Annotated in this window: 19 protein-coding genes; 16 read left to right on the top strand and 3 right to left on the bottom strand. The window is 65.1% G+C overall.

What is annotated here, in order from left to right:
* Window positions 1–20: 20 nt before the first annotated feature.
* Window positions 21–1070: a TRAP transporter substrate-binding protein gene (locus G0A00_RS08240; RefSeq protein ID WP_193789497.1), complete on the bottom strand. Its 1050-nt coding sequence runs from the start codon at window positions 1068–1070 to the stop codon at window positions 21–23.
* Between the two features lie 358 nt (window positions 1071–1428).
* Here G0A00_RS08240 and purM point away from each other — a divergent pair, with 358 nt between their 5' ends.
* Complete coding sequence (gene purM, locus G0A00_RS08235) at window positions 1429–2475, top strand: phosphoribosylformylglycinamidine cyclo-ligase (protein WP_164179640.1); 1047 nt, start codon at window positions 1429–1431, stop codon at window positions 2473–2475.
* Window positions 2472–3062 (top strand): phosphoribosylglycinamide formyltransferase, encoded by a 591-nt coding sequence (gene purN, locus G0A00_RS08230; protein WP_164179638.1) that lies wholly within the window; start codon window positions 2472–2474, stop codon window positions 3060–3062. The genes purM and purN overlap by 4 nt, the downstream gene beginning before the upstream one ends.
* Here purN and G0A00_RS08225 read toward each other — a convergent pair.
* Entirely contained in the window at window positions 3059–3247 is a 189-nt protein-coding gene (locus tag G0A00_RS08225; RefSeq protein ID WP_164179637.1) for a hypothetical protein, read from the bottom strand. The two genes, purN and G0A00_RS08225, sit on opposite strands and share 4 nt — an antisense overlap.
* A gap of 271 nt (window positions 3248–3518) precedes the next feature.
* Between G0A00_RS08225 and rnd the strand changes: the two genes are divergently transcribed.
* On the top strand, window positions 3519–4676 hold the full coding sequence (rnd, locus tag G0A00_RS08220; RefSeq protein ID WP_066099860.1) for a ribonuclease D: 1158 nt from the start codon (window positions 3519–3521) through the stop codon (window positions 4674–4676).
* Window positions 4677–4773: 97 nt separating this feature from the next.
* On the opposite strand, the gene G0A00_RS08215 is transcribed toward rnd, so the two are convergent.
* On the bottom strand, window positions 4774–5244 hold the full coding sequence (locus tag G0A00_RS08215; protein ID WP_164179635.1) for a hypothetical protein: 471 nt from the start codon (window positions 5242–5244) through the stop codon (window positions 4774–4776).
* A gap of 204 nt (window positions 5245–5448) precedes the next feature.
* Between G0A00_RS08215 and G0A00_RS08210 the strand changes: the two genes are divergently transcribed.
* The 13 genes from G0A00_RS08210 to lpxB all read left to right on the top strand — a co-directional run bounded on the left by G0A00_RS08210 (window position 5449) and on the right by lpxB (window position 17318).
* The gene (locus G0A00_RS08210) at window positions 5449–5859 is read left to right on the top strand and encodes a SufE family protein (RefSeq protein WP_164179633.1); all 411 of its coding nucleotides are present in this window, start codon (window positions 5449–5451) and stop codon (window positions 5857–5859) included.
* Between the two features lie 101 nt (window positions 5860–5960).
* On the top strand, window positions 5961–6524 hold the full coding sequence (gene frr, locus G0A00_RS08205) for a ribosome recycling factor (protein ID WP_066099870.1): 564 nt from the start codon (window positions 5961–5963) through the stop codon (window positions 6522–6524).
* A 29-nt stretch (window positions 6525–6553) separates the two neighbouring features.
* Window positions 6554–7279, top strand: a complete 726-nt coding sequence (locus G0A00_RS08200; protein ID WP_066099873.1) for an isoprenyl transferase — start codon at window positions 6554–6556, stop codon at window positions 7277–7279.
* Window positions 7276–8067: a phosphatidate cytidylyltransferase gene (locus G0A00_RS08195; RefSeq protein ID WP_164179631.1), complete on the top strand. Its 792-nt coding sequence runs from the start codon at window positions 7276–7278 to the stop codon at window positions 8065–8067. The genes G0A00_RS08200 and G0A00_RS08195 overlap by 4 nt, the downstream gene beginning before the upstream one ends.
* A 10-nt stretch (window positions 8068–8077) precedes the next feature.
* A complete protein-coding gene (gene dxr, locus G0A00_RS08190; RefSeq protein ID WP_164179629.1) occupies window positions 8078–9247 on the top strand; it encodes a 1-deoxy-D-xylulose-5-phosphate reductoisomerase in 1170 nt (389 codons plus the stop codon).
* Between the two features lie 50 nt (window positions 9248–9297).
* Window positions 9298–10644, top strand: coding sequence for an RIP metalloprotease RseP (gene rseP / locus G0A00_RS08185; protein ID WP_164179627.1), 1347 nt, complete (start codon window positions 9298–9300; stop codon window positions 10642–10644).
* 152 nt (window positions 10645–10796) lie between these two features.
* Complete coding sequence (locus G0A00_RS26710) at window positions 10797–10922, top strand: hypothetical protein (RefSeq protein WP_255455337.1); 126 nt, start codon at window positions 10797–10799, stop codon at window positions 10920–10922.
* An 81-nt stretch (window positions 10923–11003) separates the two neighbouring features.
* On the top strand, window positions 11004–13364 hold the full coding sequence (gene bamA / locus G0A00_RS08180) for an outer membrane protein assembly factor BamA (protein ID WP_164179625.1): 2361 nt from the start codon (window positions 11004–11006) through the stop codon (window positions 13362–13364).
* A gap of 4 nt (window positions 13365–13368) precedes the next feature.
* On the top strand, window positions 13369–13995 hold the full coding sequence (locus tag G0A00_RS08175; protein ID WP_164179623.1) for an OmpH family outer membrane protein: 627 nt from the start codon (window positions 13369–13371) through the stop codon (window positions 13993–13995).
* 129 nt (window positions 13996–14124) lie between these two features.
* Window positions 14125–14586 (top strand): 3-hydroxyacyl-ACP dehydratase FabZ, encoded by a 462-nt coding sequence (fabZ, locus tag G0A00_RS08170; RefSeq protein WP_164179621.1) that lies wholly within the window; start codon window positions 14125–14127, stop codon window positions 14584–14586.
* A complete protein-coding gene (gene lpxA, locus G0A00_RS08165; RefSeq protein WP_164179619.1) occupies window positions 14583–15371 on the top strand; it encodes an acyl-ACP--UDP-N-acetylglucosamine O-acyltransferase in 789 nt (262 codons plus the stop codon). The genes fabZ and lpxA overlap by 4 nt, the downstream gene beginning before the upstream one ends.
* A gap of 4 nt (window positions 15372–15375) precedes the next feature.
* The gene (locus G0A00_RS08160; protein ID WP_164179617.1) at window positions 15376–16161 is read left to right on the top strand and encodes an LpxI family protein; all 786 of its coding nucleotides are present in this window, start codon (window positions 15376–15378) and stop codon (window positions 16159–16161) included.
* A complete protein-coding gene (gene lpxB, locus G0A00_RS08155) occupies window positions 16158–17318 on the top strand; it encodes a lipid-A-disaccharide synthase (RefSeq protein WP_164179615.1) in 1161 nt (386 codons plus the stop codon). The genes G0A00_RS08160 and lpxB overlap by 4 nt, the downstream gene beginning before the upstream one ends.
* Window positions 17319–17328 lie beyond the last annotated feature (10 nt).

The raw sequence follows: 17328 nt of genomic DNA, 5'->3' as shown, positions 1-17328 counted from the left end.
CGGCGCTCAGCCGCTCGCTGTTATTTCCAGGGACGCGGCAGGTAGATGTTGTTGTACCAGGTGGAGTAGCCCTCGCGGAACTCGCTGAGGTCGGCCCAGGTCTTGGCGAACATCTCGTCCTCGGCCTTCAGCTCTTCCACCACCTCAAGCCACGCCGCTTCGAATTCCTTCAGCTGCTCGGGCGTCCAGTTCTTGATCGTCACGCCATGCTCTTCGACGTTCTCGACCATGGCCGGGAAGTTCTTGGCCTCGCCTTCGGCGAAGTTGTCGGTGAGGTTGGCCATGCAGGCGATCTCGATCTGCTTCTGGCTCTTCTCGTCCAGATCTTCCCAGCGATCCTTGTTGATCAGCAGTTCGAACATGGTGGCGGGCTGGTGCCAGCCGGGGAAGTAGTTGAACTTGGCGATGTTGTAGAAGCCAAGGTTCGCGTCCACCAGCGGCATCGAGAACTCGGTGGCGTCGATCGCGCCGCGCTCCAGCGCTGGGAAGATATCGCCTGCGCCCAAGAGCGAGGTCGACACGCCCATCTTCTGCATCACCTCGGCACCAAGGCCGAAGAAGCGCATGTTCAGGCCCTTGAGGTCCTCAAGCGAGGTGATCTCTTCCTTGAACCAGCCCGAGGTTTCGGGCGCGTAGGAGCCGCAGAGCACCACATGCACGTTGTAGCCATTGGTGTCATACATCTCTTGGAACAGCGTCATGCCGTCATCATAGAGCATCCACGCCAGCATCTCGCCCGGTTCGGGGCCGAAAGGCACGGCGGCGAAAAGGCCCGCGGCGGGCATCTTGCCCTGCCAGTAGCCCGAGGTCGAATAGGCCGCATCCACCGAGCCGTTCGACACCGCGTCGAGCATCTCCAGCGACGGCACCAGTTCGCCCGGATCGAAATGCTCGAACTCGACGCTTTCCGAGATGTTGTTGATCTTGTCGACGAAATTGACCGCCGCGGTGCCGAGGATCGGCAGGTTCTTGGAATAGCCCGAGGTCATCTCGAGCAGTTCCTGCGCCGAGGCTGCCCCTGCAAAAGCAAAAGCGGCGGCCGAAACGGCCGTGAAGGTCTTGTTGATCATGTCTTTCCTCCCTGAAGCAGCATCCCCTCCCAAGGACGCCACAGGCATTTGTGCCTGCCGCGAAAGCTAGCCAAGCCTCACGCGGCTGTGAATACCCAGTAGTACGTATGCGCCCGCAAGAAAGTTACTTACGCTGCGGAAATCCCGGAACTTTCCACCCCGCGCGCCCCGTGCCGCCGCGGCCCTTTCATCTTTCCAAAAATACTCAAAACCCGCCGCCGCCCGGCCTTCGCCTTGCCTTTCATTGTTCCCCAAATACGCTTCGTACCGCCCGCGCTGACCGAACGTCGGGCAAGGGCGCTTTTCATCGCCCTCCGCCTGCGCTATTCCCGCGCGAAACGGGGTCTCGGAGGTTGGCATGACCGAAGGTAAGAACGGCATCACCTATGCGGATGCAGGCGTGGATATCGATGCGGGCAACGCGCTGGTCGAGCGGATCAAACCCGCGGCCAAACGCACCAGCCGCAGCGGCACGATGTCGGGTCTGGGCGGCTTCGGCGCGCTTTTTGACCTGAAAGGCGCGGGCTATGAGGATCCGATCCTCGTGGCGGCGACCGACGGCGTGGGCACCAAGCTGCGCATCGCGATCGACACCGGCCATGTGGATGGCGTGGGCATCGACCTTGTCGCCATGTGCGTCAACGATCTGGTCTGTCAGGGCGCAGAGCCGCTGTTTTTCCTCGATTATTTCGCCACCGGCAAGCTCGACACCGACAGCGCCGCGCGCGTCATCGAGGGCATCGCCGAGGGCTGCGTGCGCTCGGGCTGCGCGCTCATCGGCGGCGAGACCGCCGAGATGCCGGGCATGTATCCGGCGGGCGATTTTGACCTTGCGGGCTTTGCCGTGGGCGCCATGGAGCGCGGCACCGATCTGCCGAAAGACGTGGTCGCGGGCGACGTGCTGCTGGGTCTGGCCTCGGATGGCGTGCATTCGAACGGCTATTCGCTGGTGCGCAAGCTGGTCGAGGTCTCGGGCCTTGGCTGGGACGCAGATTGCCCCTGGGCCGAAGGTTCGCTTGGCGAAGTGCTGCTGACCCCGACCCGGCTTTACGTTAAACAGGCGCTGGCGGCGGTCCGCGCGGGCGGCGTGCATGCGCTGGCGCATATCACCGGCGGCGGCCTCACCGAAAACCTGCCGCGCGTGCTGCCCGAGGGCTGCGGCGCGCACATCGACCTGGGTTCCTGGGAGCTTCCGGCGATCTTCGGCTGGATGGCCGAGGTGGGCGGCATCTCCGAGGCCGAGATGCTCAAGACCTTCAACTGCGGCGTCGGCATGATCCTGTCGGTTTCGGCGGACCACGCCGAGGCGCTGAAGGCGCTGCTCGAGGCCGAGGGCGAGACGGTCTACACGCTCGGCACCGTGACCGAGGGGCAGGGCGTCTCCTACGAGGGCAGCCTCAAGTGAAACGCGTCGCGATCTTCATCTCGGGCGGCGGCTCCAACATGGTGACGCTGGCCGAGAGCATGACCGGAGATCACCCGGCCCGCCCGGTTCTGGTACTTTCGAACAACGCCGATGCCGGCGGGCTGAAGAAGGCCGAGGCGATGGGCATTCCCACCGCTGTGGTCGATCACCGCCCGTTCAAGGGTGACCGCCCCGGCTTCGAGGCGGCGCTGCAGGCGGAACTCGACAAGGCGCAGCCCGACATTCTGTGTCTGGCAGGCTTCATGCGCGTGCTGACCGCGGGCTTCGTCGAGCCATGGAAGGGGCGGATGCTGAACATCCACCCCTCGCTCTTACCGAAGTATCGCGGGCTGCACACCCATGCGCGGGCGCTGGAGGCGGGCGATGCCGAGCACGGCTGCACCGTGCATGAGGTCACGCCCGAGCTGGACGACGGCCCGCTGCTGGGTCAGGCGCGGGTGCCGGTGCTGGCGGGCGACACGCCCGATACGCTGGCCGCGCGCGTGCTGGAGATGGAGCACAAGCTCTATCCCGCCGTGCTCCGCCGCTTTGCCGCGGACGACAAGACGCCGTTGCTGCTGCCTTAAGGCGCCAGCGCGGCCGAATTGCCATGCCAGTCAAGCTGCTGCGCCGCGCCGGGCTCCGGGGCGGGCGCAAGCAGGGCGGGAAGGCCGATCAGCAGCAGCAAGGCAAGCGCCGCGAGGCCAGCGGTGACGCCGCCGTTCGGGGCGGGGCGGGCGGTGTAGCTATAGGCAAGGTCGAGCGAAGTCATGGGAGGAACTCCTCTTGGGGTTGCGATGTGATTTCGAAGTACCCGCAACATAGGCTCCAGCGACCCTTCGCAAAAACGAATGCTTGTCGCCCCCGCCATCACGCAGCGTGATGAATCCGCCAAGCCCTTGGCGCCCAACACCTTCCTCGGGCCGTGCTTGATGCCAAAAGGCGGCGCTCTGAGGCTTTCTTGCATCGCCGCTTTGAACTTCCTCGCGCGAAGGTGTAGGAGGCGCGATAACCAAGAGAAACAAGAACCAGCCGGTGCCTGAATGAAGACATTGACCAAGACGGACGAGCTTGCGGAGTTCTGCGCCGAAGCCGCCAAAGCGCCTTACGTGACCGTGGACACCGAGTTCCTGCGCGAGCGCACCTATTACTCCAAGCTCTGCCTGATCCAGCTGGCGATCCCGGGCACTGGCGAAGAGAATGCCGTTCTGGTCGATCCGCTGGTCGAGGGTCTGTCGCTCGATCCGCTCATGGAGCTGTTCCGCAACACCGATGTGGTCAAGGTCTTCCACGCCGCGCGGCAGGATCTCGAGATTTTCTTCATCGACAACGGCGTGATCCCGCAGCCGCTCTTCGACACGCAGGTCGCCGCGATGGTCTGCGGTTTCGGCGAGCAGGTGGGCTATGAGACGCTGGTCAAGCGCATCGCCAAGCAGCAGCTCGACAAAAGCTCGCGCTTCACCGACTGGTCGCGCCGCCCGCTGACCGAGGCGCAGAAGAAATACGCGCTGGCCGATGTGACGCATCTGCGGGTGATCTACGAGTTTCTCGCCGCCAAGCTCGAAGAGACCGGGCGCGCGCATTGGGTGGCCGAAGAACTGGCGACGCTCACCGATCCCGAGACTTATATCACCCGCCCCGAAGAGGCATGGCTGCGCGTGCGCACCCGCTCGTCGAGCCCGCGGTTTCTGGCCATCGTGCGCGAGCTTGCCGCCTTCCGCGAGAATTACGCGCAGACCCGCAACATCCCGCGCAACCGCGTGTTCAAAGATGACGCGCTGGCCGAGCTTGCCTCGACCAAGCCGGTGACCATGGAAGACCTCGGACGCTCGCGCCTGCTGCTGCGCGAGGCGCGCAAGGGTGCAATCGCCGAGGGCATCCTCGCCGCGGTGAAGGCCGGAACCGACGCGCCCAAGGAAAGCCTGCCGCAGGTCGATGCCAGCCGCGATCAGCTGCAGGTCAACCCGGCGCTGGCGGATCTGCTGCGCGTGCTGCTGAAGGCCAAGACCGAGACCTCCGGCGTCGCCTCGAAGCTGATCGCCCCGGCTGCCGAGCTTGACGCGATTGCCGCAGGCCAGCGCGACGTGAAGGCGCTCAGTGGCTGGCGGCACGAGGTGTTCGGCGCCGATGCGCTGCGGCTCTGCGCGGGCGAGATCGGCCTTGCTGCAAAGGGCAAGACGGTTCAGGTCATCGAGATCTAAAAACAAAAAGGGCGCGCGGCTCAGGCCTGCGCGCCCCATCTCTCTTCGCAGAGAGGCGCAAAAGCCTTCGAAGGCTTTTGCCCCCCCCAAAACACTCTTAGCGGCTGATGCTCTGCGCGTTGCGCAGCCCTTCGACGCGCAGCGCGCGGTAGGGCGCGAGGGCTTTGTCGCTGAGCCACAGGCCTGCGGTTACCGTGCGGGCCAACTGGCCGCCGGTGCGCGGCCCGGCCAGTTGCAGCGCCAGCAGGCGGAAGGTCAGCGTGCCAGTGTCTTCCGAGCCTTCAACCGGCACCAGCCGCACATCGAAGGGGCCGGGGTAGTCGGCCACACCGGTGACGCGCAGGATCGCGCCGCCCGGACGCCGCTCCAGCAGCAGCTCGGTGATCGCGCCGACCGGCTGGCCGGGATAGACCTCATCTTTCTTGGTAAAGAAGCTCACCGCGCTGCGCTGCGGGATCAGCGGGTTGTTCACCCCGGTCTCGGCGCTCACGCTCGGCGCCTCGCTCTGGCCACCACAACCGGCCAAAGCCAGCGCCGAAATCATCACGACCGATACGGTTTTGAACATGGTGCAACTGCCCTTTGCCTGTCTTGCCTCCGGGGTTAGCGCATCGCGGCGGGCTTGAAAAGCGCGGTTTGCCGGGGCTGGACCTTTGCCGCGCCGCCGCCTACCTCTTGGCACCGATCGTGCTGGTGCAATGAGATGGGCAAGGGGATCCGCTCCGGGCCCATGCACCTATGGACGCAATGGACGCAGGCAGCAGGAGCGCAGATGGCACAGGCAGGTTTCGAGGAACTGGTCGAGGATTTCGAATTCCTCGAGGATTGGGAAGACCGCTACCGCACGGTGATCGAACTGGGCAAGGCGATGGAGCCGCTGCCCGAGGCGCTGAAGGTGCCCGCCACCAAGGTCGAGGGCTGCGCCAGTCAGGTCTGGCTGCATCTGACGTGGGATGCGGGCAAGCTGCAGTTCGAGGGCGAGAGCGACGCGATGATCGTGCGCGGCCTGATCGCCGTGCTGCACCGGCTTTACGACGGGCTGGCGGCGCCCGAGGTGCTGAAGATCGACGCCCGCGCCGAATTGGGGCGGCTGGGTCTGAACGAGCATCTTTCCGCGCAGCGCTCGAACGGGCTTCGTGCCATGGTAGAGCGCATTCGCGAGCAGGCAGCCGCCGTAGCGTGAGGCTTCTGCGGCGCCTGAAGTGGCCGCAAACCGCTATACATCCGGGCGCCTGTGGCTTAGAACGCCTTTTAACAGGAATGACTTGAACGGGCAGAACCAACATGTCTGAAGACTTCGAACTCGACACCGCTGACCTGCAGCGCCGCATGGACGGCGCCATGGCGAACCTCCGCACCGAATTCGCCTCGCTGCGGACCGGCCGCGCCTCGGCCTCGATGCTCGAGCCGGTGCAGGTCGAAGCCTATGGCTCTATGACGCCGATCAATCAGGTCGGCACCGTCAACGTGCCCGAGCCGCGCATGGTCACCATCAACGTCTGGGACAAGGGCCTTGTGGGCAAAGTGGAAAAGGCGATCCGCGAAAGCGGCCTCGGCATCAACCCGCAGCTCAACGGCACGATCATCATGCTGCCGATCCCCGAGCTCAACGAGGAGCGCCGCCGCGATCTGACCAAAGTGGCCGGTCAATATGCCGAACACGCCCGCGTCGCGGTTCGCAACGTCCGCCGCGACGGCATGGACCAGATCAAGAAGGCCAAGGCAGACGGCATGTCCGAGGATGACCAGAAGTTCTGGGAAACCGAGGTGCAGGAACTGACCGACACCTACATCAAAAAGGTCGACGCCGCGCTGGAGACTAAGCAAGAAGAGATCATGCAGGTCTGAGGCGGAAACGCCCGAAGCGAGGAGGGCAGATGCCCAAACCGATCCGAGACGGCAATGGCCCGCGCCACGTGGCCATCATCATGGACGGCAATGGCCGCTGGGCGACCCAAAGGGGACGCCCGCGGCTGTTTGGCCACCACGCAGGCGCAAAGCGGGTCCGCGAGATTGTCGAGGCCTGCCCCGATGCCGGGGTGCAATATCTGACGATCTTTGCCTTCTCGACCGAGAACTGGAAGCGCACGCAGACCGAGGTGGCCGGGCTCATGAGCCTGTTCCGCCGCTACATCCAGAAAGAGGCGCGCGCGCTGCACGCCGAAAACGTGCGGGTGCGCTTCATCGGCGACCGGGTCAAGCTCGACAAGAAGCTGATCACGCTGATGGATGAGCTTGAGGTGATGACCGAGGGCTGCACGGGGGTGAACCTCACCATCGCGATCAACTACGGCGGACGCGACGAGGTGGCCCGCGCCACCAAGCGACTGGCGCAGGATGTGGCCGCCGGGCGGCTCGACCCCGAAGAGGTCAACGAAGAGACCCTGCCGCGCTATCTCGACACCTGCGTGCTGCCCGATCCCGATCTGGTGATCCGCACCTCGGGCGAGGCGCGCATTTCGAACTTCCTGCTGTGGCAGTCGGCCTATGCGGAATATGAGTTCGTCGACACGCTCTGGCCGGACTTCTCGGCCGAGGAATTTTCTACATTGATCGGCGGCTATGGCGCGCGGGACCGGCGCTATGGCGGGGTGAAGGCATGAACAGCACACGTTGGAGCGATCTGGGGCCGCGCATGGCCTCGGCGGCGGTGCTTATCGTCGTTGCGCTGGTCTGCGTCTGGCTTGGCGGCATCTGGTGGCGCGCCGCCATCGCGCTGGCCTGCGGCGGCATGGTCTGGGAACTGGTCAACATGGTGGACACAAACCGCCATCGCTCGGCCAAGATCCTCGCCGCGGTCGCGGGGGCCTGCGCGCTGGCCGCGATCTACCTGCCGCCCGCCTTCGCGTTGCCGCTGCTGCTGCTGCCGTCCATGGCGGGCTTTGGCCAGATGCAGCGCGGCGGCGTGACCTACGCCGTGTTCACCGCGATGATCATGCTGGCGGGCTATGGCATCATGGCGCTGCGCTCGGATTTCGGCCTGACGTGGATGCTGTGGATGGTCACCGTGGTGGTCGTCACCGATGTGGCGGGCTATTTCGCGGGCCGCGCCATCGGCGGGCCAAAGCTGTGGCCGCGCGTGAGCCCCAAGAAGACATGGTCGGGCAGCGCCGCAGGCTGGATCGGTGCCGCCATCGTTGGCGCGATCTTCGCAATGATCTCGCGCGAGGCGGGCTTTGGTCTGATCGGCGTGTCCATCGCCATCTCCATGGCGAGCCAGATCGGCGATATGGCCGAAAGCACCATCAAGCGCCGCGCCGGGGTCAAGGACAGCTCGAACCTGCTGCCGGGCCATGGTGGGCTTCTCGACCGCTTCGACGGCATGCTGGGCGCCGCGCTCTTCCTGCTGATCGCGGGACAGATCGTCGACTTCCCGCCGGGTGTTGAGTGAGACCGTCGACATGAGGCGCATTTCCATTTTCGGCGCGACCGGCTCGATCGGTCAGAACACGCTCGACCTGATCGCCCGCGACCCCGAAAGCTACCATGTCGTCGCGCTGACCGGCGGCAAGAACGTCGCGCAACTTGCGAAAGACGCTCGGAAATTCGGCGCCGAGATCGCCGTGACCGCTGACCCTGCGCTGCTGCCCGAACTGCGCGCGCGGCTGGCGGGCTCCAATGTCGAGGCCGCTGCCGGGCCGGAGGCGATCTGCGAGGCGGCGAGCCGTCCGGCGGATTGGGTGATGTCGGCCATCGTTGGCGCCGCCGGTCTTGCGCCGGGTCTGAAGGCTTTGGAACAGGGCGCCACGCTGGCGCTCGCCAACAAGGAAAGCATGGTCTGCGCCGGTCCGCTGGTGCTGCACACCGCACAGGCCCATGGTGGCCGCGTGCTGCCGGTGGACAGCGAGCATTCGGCGGTGTTTCAGGCCCTGATCGGCGAGGAAATGAGCCGCGTCGAGCGGGTGATCATCACCGCTTCGGGCGGGGCTTTCCGCGACTGGCCGCTGGAGAAACTCGCCAGCGCCACCCCCGAACAGGCGGCGACGCACCCCAATTGGGCCATGGGGCAGCGGATCACCATCGATTCCGCATCCATGTTCAACAAAGCCCTGGAAGTCATCGAGACCAAAGAGTTTTTTGACCTTGATCCGGCAAAGATCGAGGTGGTCGTCCACCCCGAGAGCATGATCCATGCGCTGGTCGGCTTTTGCGATGGGGCGCTGATGGCGCACTTGGGCCCGCCGGACATGCGCCATGCCATCGGCTTTGCCCTCAACCACCCATCGCGCGCAGAGCTTCCCGTGGAGCGGCTCGATCTGGTGAAGCTCTCGCAGCTGACCTTCCGCCCCGCCTGCGAGACCCGCTGGCCGGCGCTGCGGCTGGCGCGCGAAGTGATGCAGACCGGGGGGCTGGCCGGGGCGGTTTTCAACGCCGCTAAGGAACAGGCGCTGGATGCCTTCATCGAAAAGCGCATCGGTTTTCAGGACATGGCGAAGGTCGTTGAACAAACACTTGAACATGTTTTGGCCGAGAGTGATCTGGCCAGCGCCGCCATCACCCTTGATAACGTGCGCGGCGCTGACCATCTCGCTCGGGAGACCGCGCGCGCGCTGATGCTGCAGCACCATTGAGCCTCGCCGCCTCGGCGGGGTGAGTGAACTGATTTGAAAGGGCCGAGCTTTTGGAGATCACCCAGTTGCTTCCGGAATTCGGAGGCCTCATCTGGACGCTTCTGGCGTTTGTCATCGCACTTTCGGTGATCGTCGCGATCCATGAATACGGCCATTACATCGTCGGGCGCTGGTCTGGGATCCATGCCGATGTCTTCTCGCTTGGCTTCGGGCCGGTGCTGCTGAGCCGCGTCGACAAACGCGGCACGCGCTGGCAACTCGCGGCGCTGCCCTTTGGCGGCTATGTGAAGTTCAAGGGCGACTCCAACGCCGCCAGCGGCACCTCTGACGAAGAGGTGATGCGCCAGATGACCGCCGAAGAGCGCCGCCAGACCATGACCGGCGCGCCGCTCTGGGCCCGCGCGGCCACCGTCGCGGCAGGGCCTCTGTTCAACTTCGCGCTGACCATTCTGCTTTTCACCGGCATCTTCATGTTCCAAGGCAAGGTGGCCGAGCCGCTCACCGTAGGCGAGCTGCGTGCCACACCCAGCGTGCAGGAGCTGCAGGTCGGCGACGTGCTGCTTGGGATCGAGGGCACGCCCACGCCGTCCTTTGACGATGCCGAAGGCTTCGAGGCGTTCCTCGAAGGTCTGCCGCAGCAGAACACGCTCACCTACGACGTCGAGCGCGATGGCGCGCGGATGGAGGTCACCGGCCCCTATGTCTATCCGCCGGTCGTCTCGCAGGTGGTGCCGCGCTCGGCGGCCATCGACGCAGGCATGGAGGCGGGCGACGTCATCATGTCGATCGACGGGGTGCCGATCTTTGCCTTCGACCAGCTCAAGCAGCGGGTCGAAAGCTCGGATGGCGAGACGCTGGGGCTGGAGGTGTGGCGCAACGGCGAGATCCTCGATCTTGCGCTGACCCCGAAGCGGACCGATGAGCCGCTTCCCGATGGTGGCTTTCAGGCGGTCTATCGCATCGGCATCGTCGGCGGCATGGTGTTCGAGCCTGCCACCGAAGCCGCCGGGCCGGTCGAGGCGGTGCAGGGCGCGGTGCTGCGCACCTATGACATCGCGGCGGGCTCGCTGTCGGGGCTGTGGCACGTGATCGCGGGCAATATCTCGTCGTGCAACCTGTCGGGGCCCATCGGCATCGCCGAGACCTCGGGCGCCATGGCCTCGCAGGGCGGGCAGAGTTTCCTGACCTTCATCGCGGTGCTGTCGACCGCCGTTGGCCTGCTGAACCTCTTCCCGGTGCCGGTGCTGGATGGCGGGCATCTGGTGTTCTACGCCTATGAGGCCGTGGCCGGCAAACCGCCGTCGGACAAAGCGCTGCGGATGCTGATGTCGGTTGGCCTCGTGCTGATCCTGAGCCTGATGGTCTTTGCGCTGACCAACGACCTCTTCTGCCCCTGATCGCGGAGAGAACAGGTTAAGCGCGGGCAGGGCGGGCCATTGGGCTCGCCCGCCACCTGCAAAAATTCTTAAGCGGCACATATTCCCGCCGTAAATCAGCCATAATACACCGATATTTCCCGAGCCTCAGGTATAACGCATCGGGGGATAAGATGCAGACCCTTCAGAATGGTTATCGTGGGCTCGGCCTGCTGCTGTCGATCAACTGGGAACGGATGTTCTTCCCGGCGGTGATCGTTGCCGCGTTGTATTTTGGCGCCTTCCTCGGAACTCTTTGAGACATCGCTGTTTCGTCTTTTGACAAGACCACTTCCACCCGCTACTCACTTAAAAAAAACACGGCGGAGTGGACAGCGAGCATGAGCATCGGGCAGAAGACGGGCAGCCCCCGCATCAGGACTTACGCGCACCGCGCTGGCGTTTCGGCGCTGGCGCTTTCGCTTGCGGCGGCAGTGACCTTCACGGCACTTCCCGAAGCGGTTTTTGCGCAGTCCTATTCGTTCAATCAGGTTCAGATCGAAGGCAACGAGCGGATCGAGGCCGGCACCATCCTGAGCTATGCGGGCATCGCCCGCGGCCAGACTGTAGATGCCGGAGAACTCAACGCCGCCTATCAGCGGATCGTTGAATCGGGCCTCTTCGAGAGCGTCGAGATCACCCCGCGCGGCAACACGCTGGTGATCGAGGTCACCGAGTTTCCGACGGTCAACCAGATCGCCTTTGAGGGCAACCGCCGCCTCAAGGACGAAGATCTTGCCGCGATCGTGAAAACCCAGTCGCGCCGCGTCTACAGCCCGCGTCAGGCCGAGGCCGATGCCGAGCAAATCGCACAGGCCTACGTCCAGCAAGGCCGTATCGCCGCGCAGGTCACGCCGAAGCTGATCCGCCGCGCCAGCAACCGCGTCGATCTGGTGTTCGAGATCTTCGAAGGTGGCGTCACCGAGGTCGAGCGCATCGGCTTTGTCGGCAACCAAGCCTATTCCGACGGTCGCCTGCGCCGCGTGATCGAGACCAAACAGGCCGGTCTTCTGCGCGCGGTGATCCGCAGCGACACCTACATCGAAGACCGTGTCGCCTTTGACCGCCAGCTGCTGCAGGATTTCTACGCCTCGCGCGGCTACGTCGATTTCCGCGTGACCGGCGTCAACGCCGAGCTTTCCGAAGAGCGCGACAGCTACTTCCTGACCTTCAACGTCGAAGAGGGCCAGCAGTTCGACTTTGGCCGCATCGGCGTTGCCAGCGATCTGCCGGAAGTGAACGTCGAGAGCTTCCGCAACGCGCTGAGCCTCAAGTCGGGCCGCGCCTATTCCCCCGCAGAGGTCGACAAAGAGATCATCCGTCTCGAGCGTCTGGCCACCAAGCAGGGGCTGAACTTCGTGCGCATCGAGCCGCAGGTGACGCGCAACGAGCGTGATCTGACGCTGGATGTGACCTTCAACCTGATCCGCGGGCCGCGCATTTTCGTCGAGCGCATCGACATCGAAGGCAACACCACCACGCTTGACCGCGTCGTGCGTCAGCAGTTCGACACCGCCGAGGGCGATCCGTTCAACCCGCGCGCCATCCGCGAGGCGGCAGAGCGCATCCGCGCGCTTGGCTATTTCTCGGACGCGCAGGTCGAGGCCCGCGAAGGCTCGACCCCGCAGCAGGTCATCGTTGATGTGAACGTCACCGAGCAGCCCACCGGCTCGATCGGCTTCGGCGGCTCTTATTCGACGACCGACGGCTTCGGCGCGTCGATCTCTTTTGCCGAGCAGAACTTCCTTGGCCGTGGCCAGCGTCTGTCGTTCGGCATCAACACCGCGTCGAGCACCCAGAGCTATACGTTCAACTTCGTGGAGCCCGCGTTCCTTGGCCGCGACGTCGCCTTCGGCCTTGCGCTGAGCTACAAGGAAACCTCTTACGACAGCGCCGACTACGACACGGCGACCGGGATTTTCCGGCCCAGCCTGACCTTCCCGATCTCGGAAAACGGCCGCCTCGGCGTGCGCTATACCGCGCGTTACACCGACATCATCGACGAGGATGATGAGGTCGGAAACATCGTGACCGCCGAAGCGCAGGAAGACGCACGCTGGGACAACATGGTCGGCTATACGCTGAGCTATGACACCCGTCGCAGCGGGCTGGAGACTGACCGCGGCATCCTGCTGGAGTTCGGTCAGGACTTTGGCGCAGGCGGTGACACGCAATTCGTTCAAACCGATGTTCGCGCCATCGCCCAGACCATGGTTTGGAACGACGAGGTGACGCTGCGGGCCACGCTGCAGGGTGGTGCGCTCAACTACTTCGAGGGCGACAGCCGTGTGACCGACCGCTACATGCTGACCGAAAGCATGCTGCGCGGCTTCGAATACGCGGGCATCGGTCCGCGCGAGTACAATGAGGCCGATGACATCGACTCCCCGCTGGGCGGCAACTACTACGCCTCGCTGCGGCTCGATGCAGAGTTCCCGCTTGGCCTGCCCGAAGAATATGGCATCACCGGCGGTGTGTTCTACGACGTCGGCTCGGTCTGGGGCCTTTCGGATGACACGATCGCCAAGGCGGATGGCAACGACGTTCTCTATGAGGATTTCACCGCGCGCTCGTCGATCGGTGTGTCGATCCTCTGGGACTCGGTGCTGGGGCCGCTGCGCCTGAACTTCTCGACCCCGGTGTCGAAGGAAGAGCATGACAACGAGCAGAACTTCAGCCTCTCGCTCTCCAGCACGTTCTGATCGGATGGCGCGCAGCACCCTGCGCGCCGCCGCTTTCGGGCTGGCTTTGGCAATCGGTGGGGCGGCACCGGCTCTGGCGCAGGACAATATGCGCCAGGGCATCGTGCAAAGCCCCATCGTCACCATAGAGGTCGACCGTCTCTATGCCTCGAGCGACTTCGGGCAGAAGACCTCTGCCGCGCTCGACGCCGCGGGCGCGACCATTGCCACCGAGAACCGCCGCATCGAAGCCGAACTGACCGCCGAGGAAAAATCCCTTACGGAAAGGCGGCGCTCGATGGACCCGGCGGCATTCCGCAAGCTCGCCGATGCCTTCGACATCAAGGTGCAGGATCTGCGCAAGGCGCAGGACAGCAAGGCGCGCAAACTGGGCAATGTCTCGGAAGAGCGGCGGCGCGAGTTCATCTCTATGGCCGAACCCATTCTGGCGCAGCTGATGCGCGAGGCCGGGGCCTTGGCCATTCTCGACCAACGCTCTGTTTTCCTGTCGGCAGGCGCGATCGACATCACCGATGCGGCCATCGAACGGCTCAACGACGTGCTGGACGATCCAGAGCCGCTGCCCGACTTTTCCGGCGATGACGAAAGCGCTGATCAACCGGTCACGCAGGCAGGTCCGCAAAAGCCCTGACAGGGCGTTGTCGCGGCCGCCTTGTTTCAAAGCGTTACGGTTGCGCGCGCGCTGACGTGCCGCGCCGCTTGCCCCGCGCCGCAGGGATTGCTAGGGGAAGGGCGACTTTTTCCTTTTGAAAGGCCCACGATGACCGAGACGCTTCTCAGCGCTGACATCCAGCTGATCCAGCGCATCCTGCCGCATCGCTACCCGTTCCTGCTCGTCGATAAGGTCGAAGAGATCGACGGCACCGGCTCGGCCGTGGGCATCAAGAACGTCACGATGAACGAGCCGCATTTTCAGGGCCATTTCCCCGGCCTGCCGATCATGCCGGGCGTGACCATCGTCGAGGCCATGGCGCAGACCACCGCCGTGATGGTGGGCGTCGCGCTTGACCTCGCGGACAAGGACCTGAAGGTCTACTTCATGGGCATCGACAAGTGCAAATTCCGCCGCAAGGTGGTGCCGGGCGATGTGCTGAAGATGAAGGTCCGCACCCTGCGCGGCAAGCCGGGCGGCAAAGTCTGGAAGTTCGAGGGCGTGGCCGAGGTCGATGGCGAGCTGGCCTGCGAAGCCGAATTCACCGCGATGATGGACCTGCCGGCGTGACCGAGACCGTGATCCACCCCAGCGCCTACGTCGAGCCGGGCGCACAGATCGGCGCGGGCTGCAAGATCGGCCCGTTCTGCCATATCGGCCCCGATGTGGTGCTGGCCGAGAATGTCGAGCTGAAGAGCCATGTGGTCGTCACCGGCCGCACCGAGATCGGCGAAGACACGGTGATCTTCCCCTTCGCGGTGATCGGCGAGATCCCGCAGGACCTGAAGTTCCGCGGCGAAAAGACCGCGCTGGTCATCGGCAAGCGCAACCGCATCCGCGAGCATGTGACGATGAACGCCGGCACCGATGGCGGCGGCGGGGTCACCCGTGTGGGCGACGACGGTCTGTTCATGGCGGGCTGCCACGTGGCGCATGATGCGCAGGTGGGCGACCGGGTGATCTTGGTGAACAACTCGGCGCTTGCAGGGCACTGCGTCATCGAAGACGACGTGATCGTCGGCGGGCTCTCGGGCGTGCACCAATGGGTGCGCATCGGGCGCGGCGCGATCATCGGCGCGGTCACCATGGTGACCAACGACGTGATCCCCTACGGCCTCGTGCAGGCCCCGCGCGGCAAGCTCGATGGCCTCAACCTCGTAGGGCTCAAGCGTCGCGGCGTCAGCCGTGCCGACATCACCGCGCTGCGGGCGGCCTTCCAGATGCTGGCGCAGGGCGAGGGGGCCTTTGCCGACCGCGCCAAGCGCCTCGGCGATGAAACCCAGAGCGAGTATGTGCGCGAGATCGTCGCCTTCATCCTCGGCGACAGCGATCGTCACTTCCTGACGCCGGGCTGAGCGCATGCTGGCGCTGATCGCAGGGCAGGGCGATCTGCCACGGGCGGTGGTGGACGCGCTGCCCGAACCGGCGCTGATCTGCGCCATGGAAAGCTCGCCGCCCGACAGGATCACGCCCGATCACCTGTTCCGTGTCGAGCAATTGGGCAGTTTCTTTCGCTGGCTGAAGGCGCGCGGCGTCACCCGCGTGTGCATGTGCGGCGCGGTCGGTCGGCCCGACGTCAAGCTCTCCAAGCTCGACCTGCCGACGCTGATGCTGTTGCCGCGCGTGCTGCGCGCGCTGAAGCGGGGCGACGATGGCGCGCTTCGGATCGTCATCGGGATGCTCGAGGACAGCGGCTTTCAGGTGATCGGCGCGCATGAGGCTGCGCCCGCGCTGCTGCCCGAGGCCGGTGTTCTGACCGCCGCACAGCCGGGCGACGGTGCCGCCGCCATGGCGGCACTGGCCGATCAGGTGAGCCACCGACAGGGGCTTCAGGATCTAGGACAGTGCTGCGTCATCTCGGGCGATCAGGTGGTCGCGCAAGAGGACGCGCGCGGCACCGACGCCATGCTTGGCGAATTGCCCCCGGTGCCCGGCGGGTTGTTCTACAAAGCGCCGAAGCCGGGCCAAGAGCGCCGCGCCGACCTGCCGGTCATTGGTCCCAACACCGCCGTCGGCGCGATCCGCGCGGGGCTGTCGGGGATCGTGATCGAAGCGGGCGGCGTGATGATGCTCGACCGCGCGGCGGTGATCGAAATGCTGGATGCCGCAGGGCTCTTCCTGTGGGTACGGGAGCGGGACGCATGAAGGTTTTCATCATTGCGGGCGAGCCCTCGGGCGATCGTCTGGGCGGCGCTCTGATGCATGGGCTGAAGGCCCGCGTGCCCGATGTCTCCTTCGAGGGGATCGGTGGCGAGCGGATGCTCGAGGAGGGGCTGCAGAGCCTCTTTCCCATGGATGAGATCTCGATCATGGGCATCACCGAGATCCTGCGCCACTACGGCGCGCTGAAGGCCCGTATCCGCCAGACCGCCGATGCCATTGTCGCCGCCAAGCCCGACGTGCTGATCACCGTCGACCTGCCCGAGTTCTCCCTGCGCGTCGCCAAGCTGGTCAAGGAACGCTCGGACATCCGCACGGTGCATTATGTCGCCCCGACGGTCTGGGCGTGGCGTCCGGGGCGCGCCGCCAAGATGGCCAAACACATCGATCAGGTGCTTGCGCTGCTGCCGTTTGAGCCGCCCTATATGGAGGCTGCTGGCATGCGCTGCGATTTCGTCGGCCATCCGGTGGTGACCGATCCGCAGGCGAGCCATAGCGAGGAGGCCGAGTTTCGCCTGCGCCACGGGATCGGCGATGCGCCGCTGTGCCTGATCCTGCCGGGCTCGCGCCGCTCCGAGATCAGCCGCCTTGGCCCGGTCTTCGGCGAGGCGCTGGAACAGCTGAGCGATGCGCGGCCCGAATTGCGCTACGTGCTGCCCATGGCGGGGCCGGTGGCCGATCTGGTGCGCGAAACCGTGGCGGACTGGCCGGTGGATCCGATCCTGCTCGATCCGCGCGCGCAGGGCGAAGCGGGCAAGGCCGAGAAACGCGCCGCCTTTGCCGCTGCCGATGTGGCGCTTGCCGCCTCGGGCACCGTGGCGCTGGAGCTTGCCGCCGCCAGCACGCCCATGGTGGTGGCTTATGACATGGGCTGGCTGTCGCGGCAGATCATCTCGCGGCTGATGCTGGTGGACTCGGTGAACCTTGTGAACCTCGTCACCGGCAGCCGCAGCGTGCCGGAATATGTGGGCGATGCCTGCAGGCCGGGACCGATCGCCGATGCGGTGCTGCGGGTTCTCGACGCCCCGCAAGAGCAGATCGCCGCGATGCGCGACACGATGGAGCAACTGGGCAAGGGCGGACCGCCCCCCGGCCAGCGCGCCGCCGACGCAGTACTCGACGGCATCCGGCAAGCCGGATGACCCCAGTTTC

It is taken from the genome of Salipiger sp. PrR002 (assembly GCF_010500775.1).
Lineage (GTDB): Bacteria > Pseudomonadota > Alphaproteobacteria > Rhodobacterales > Rhodobacteraceae > Salipiger.
Note: the sequence above shows the minus strand (reverse complement) of the source record. Positions and strands in the feature narration are given on the sequence as shown.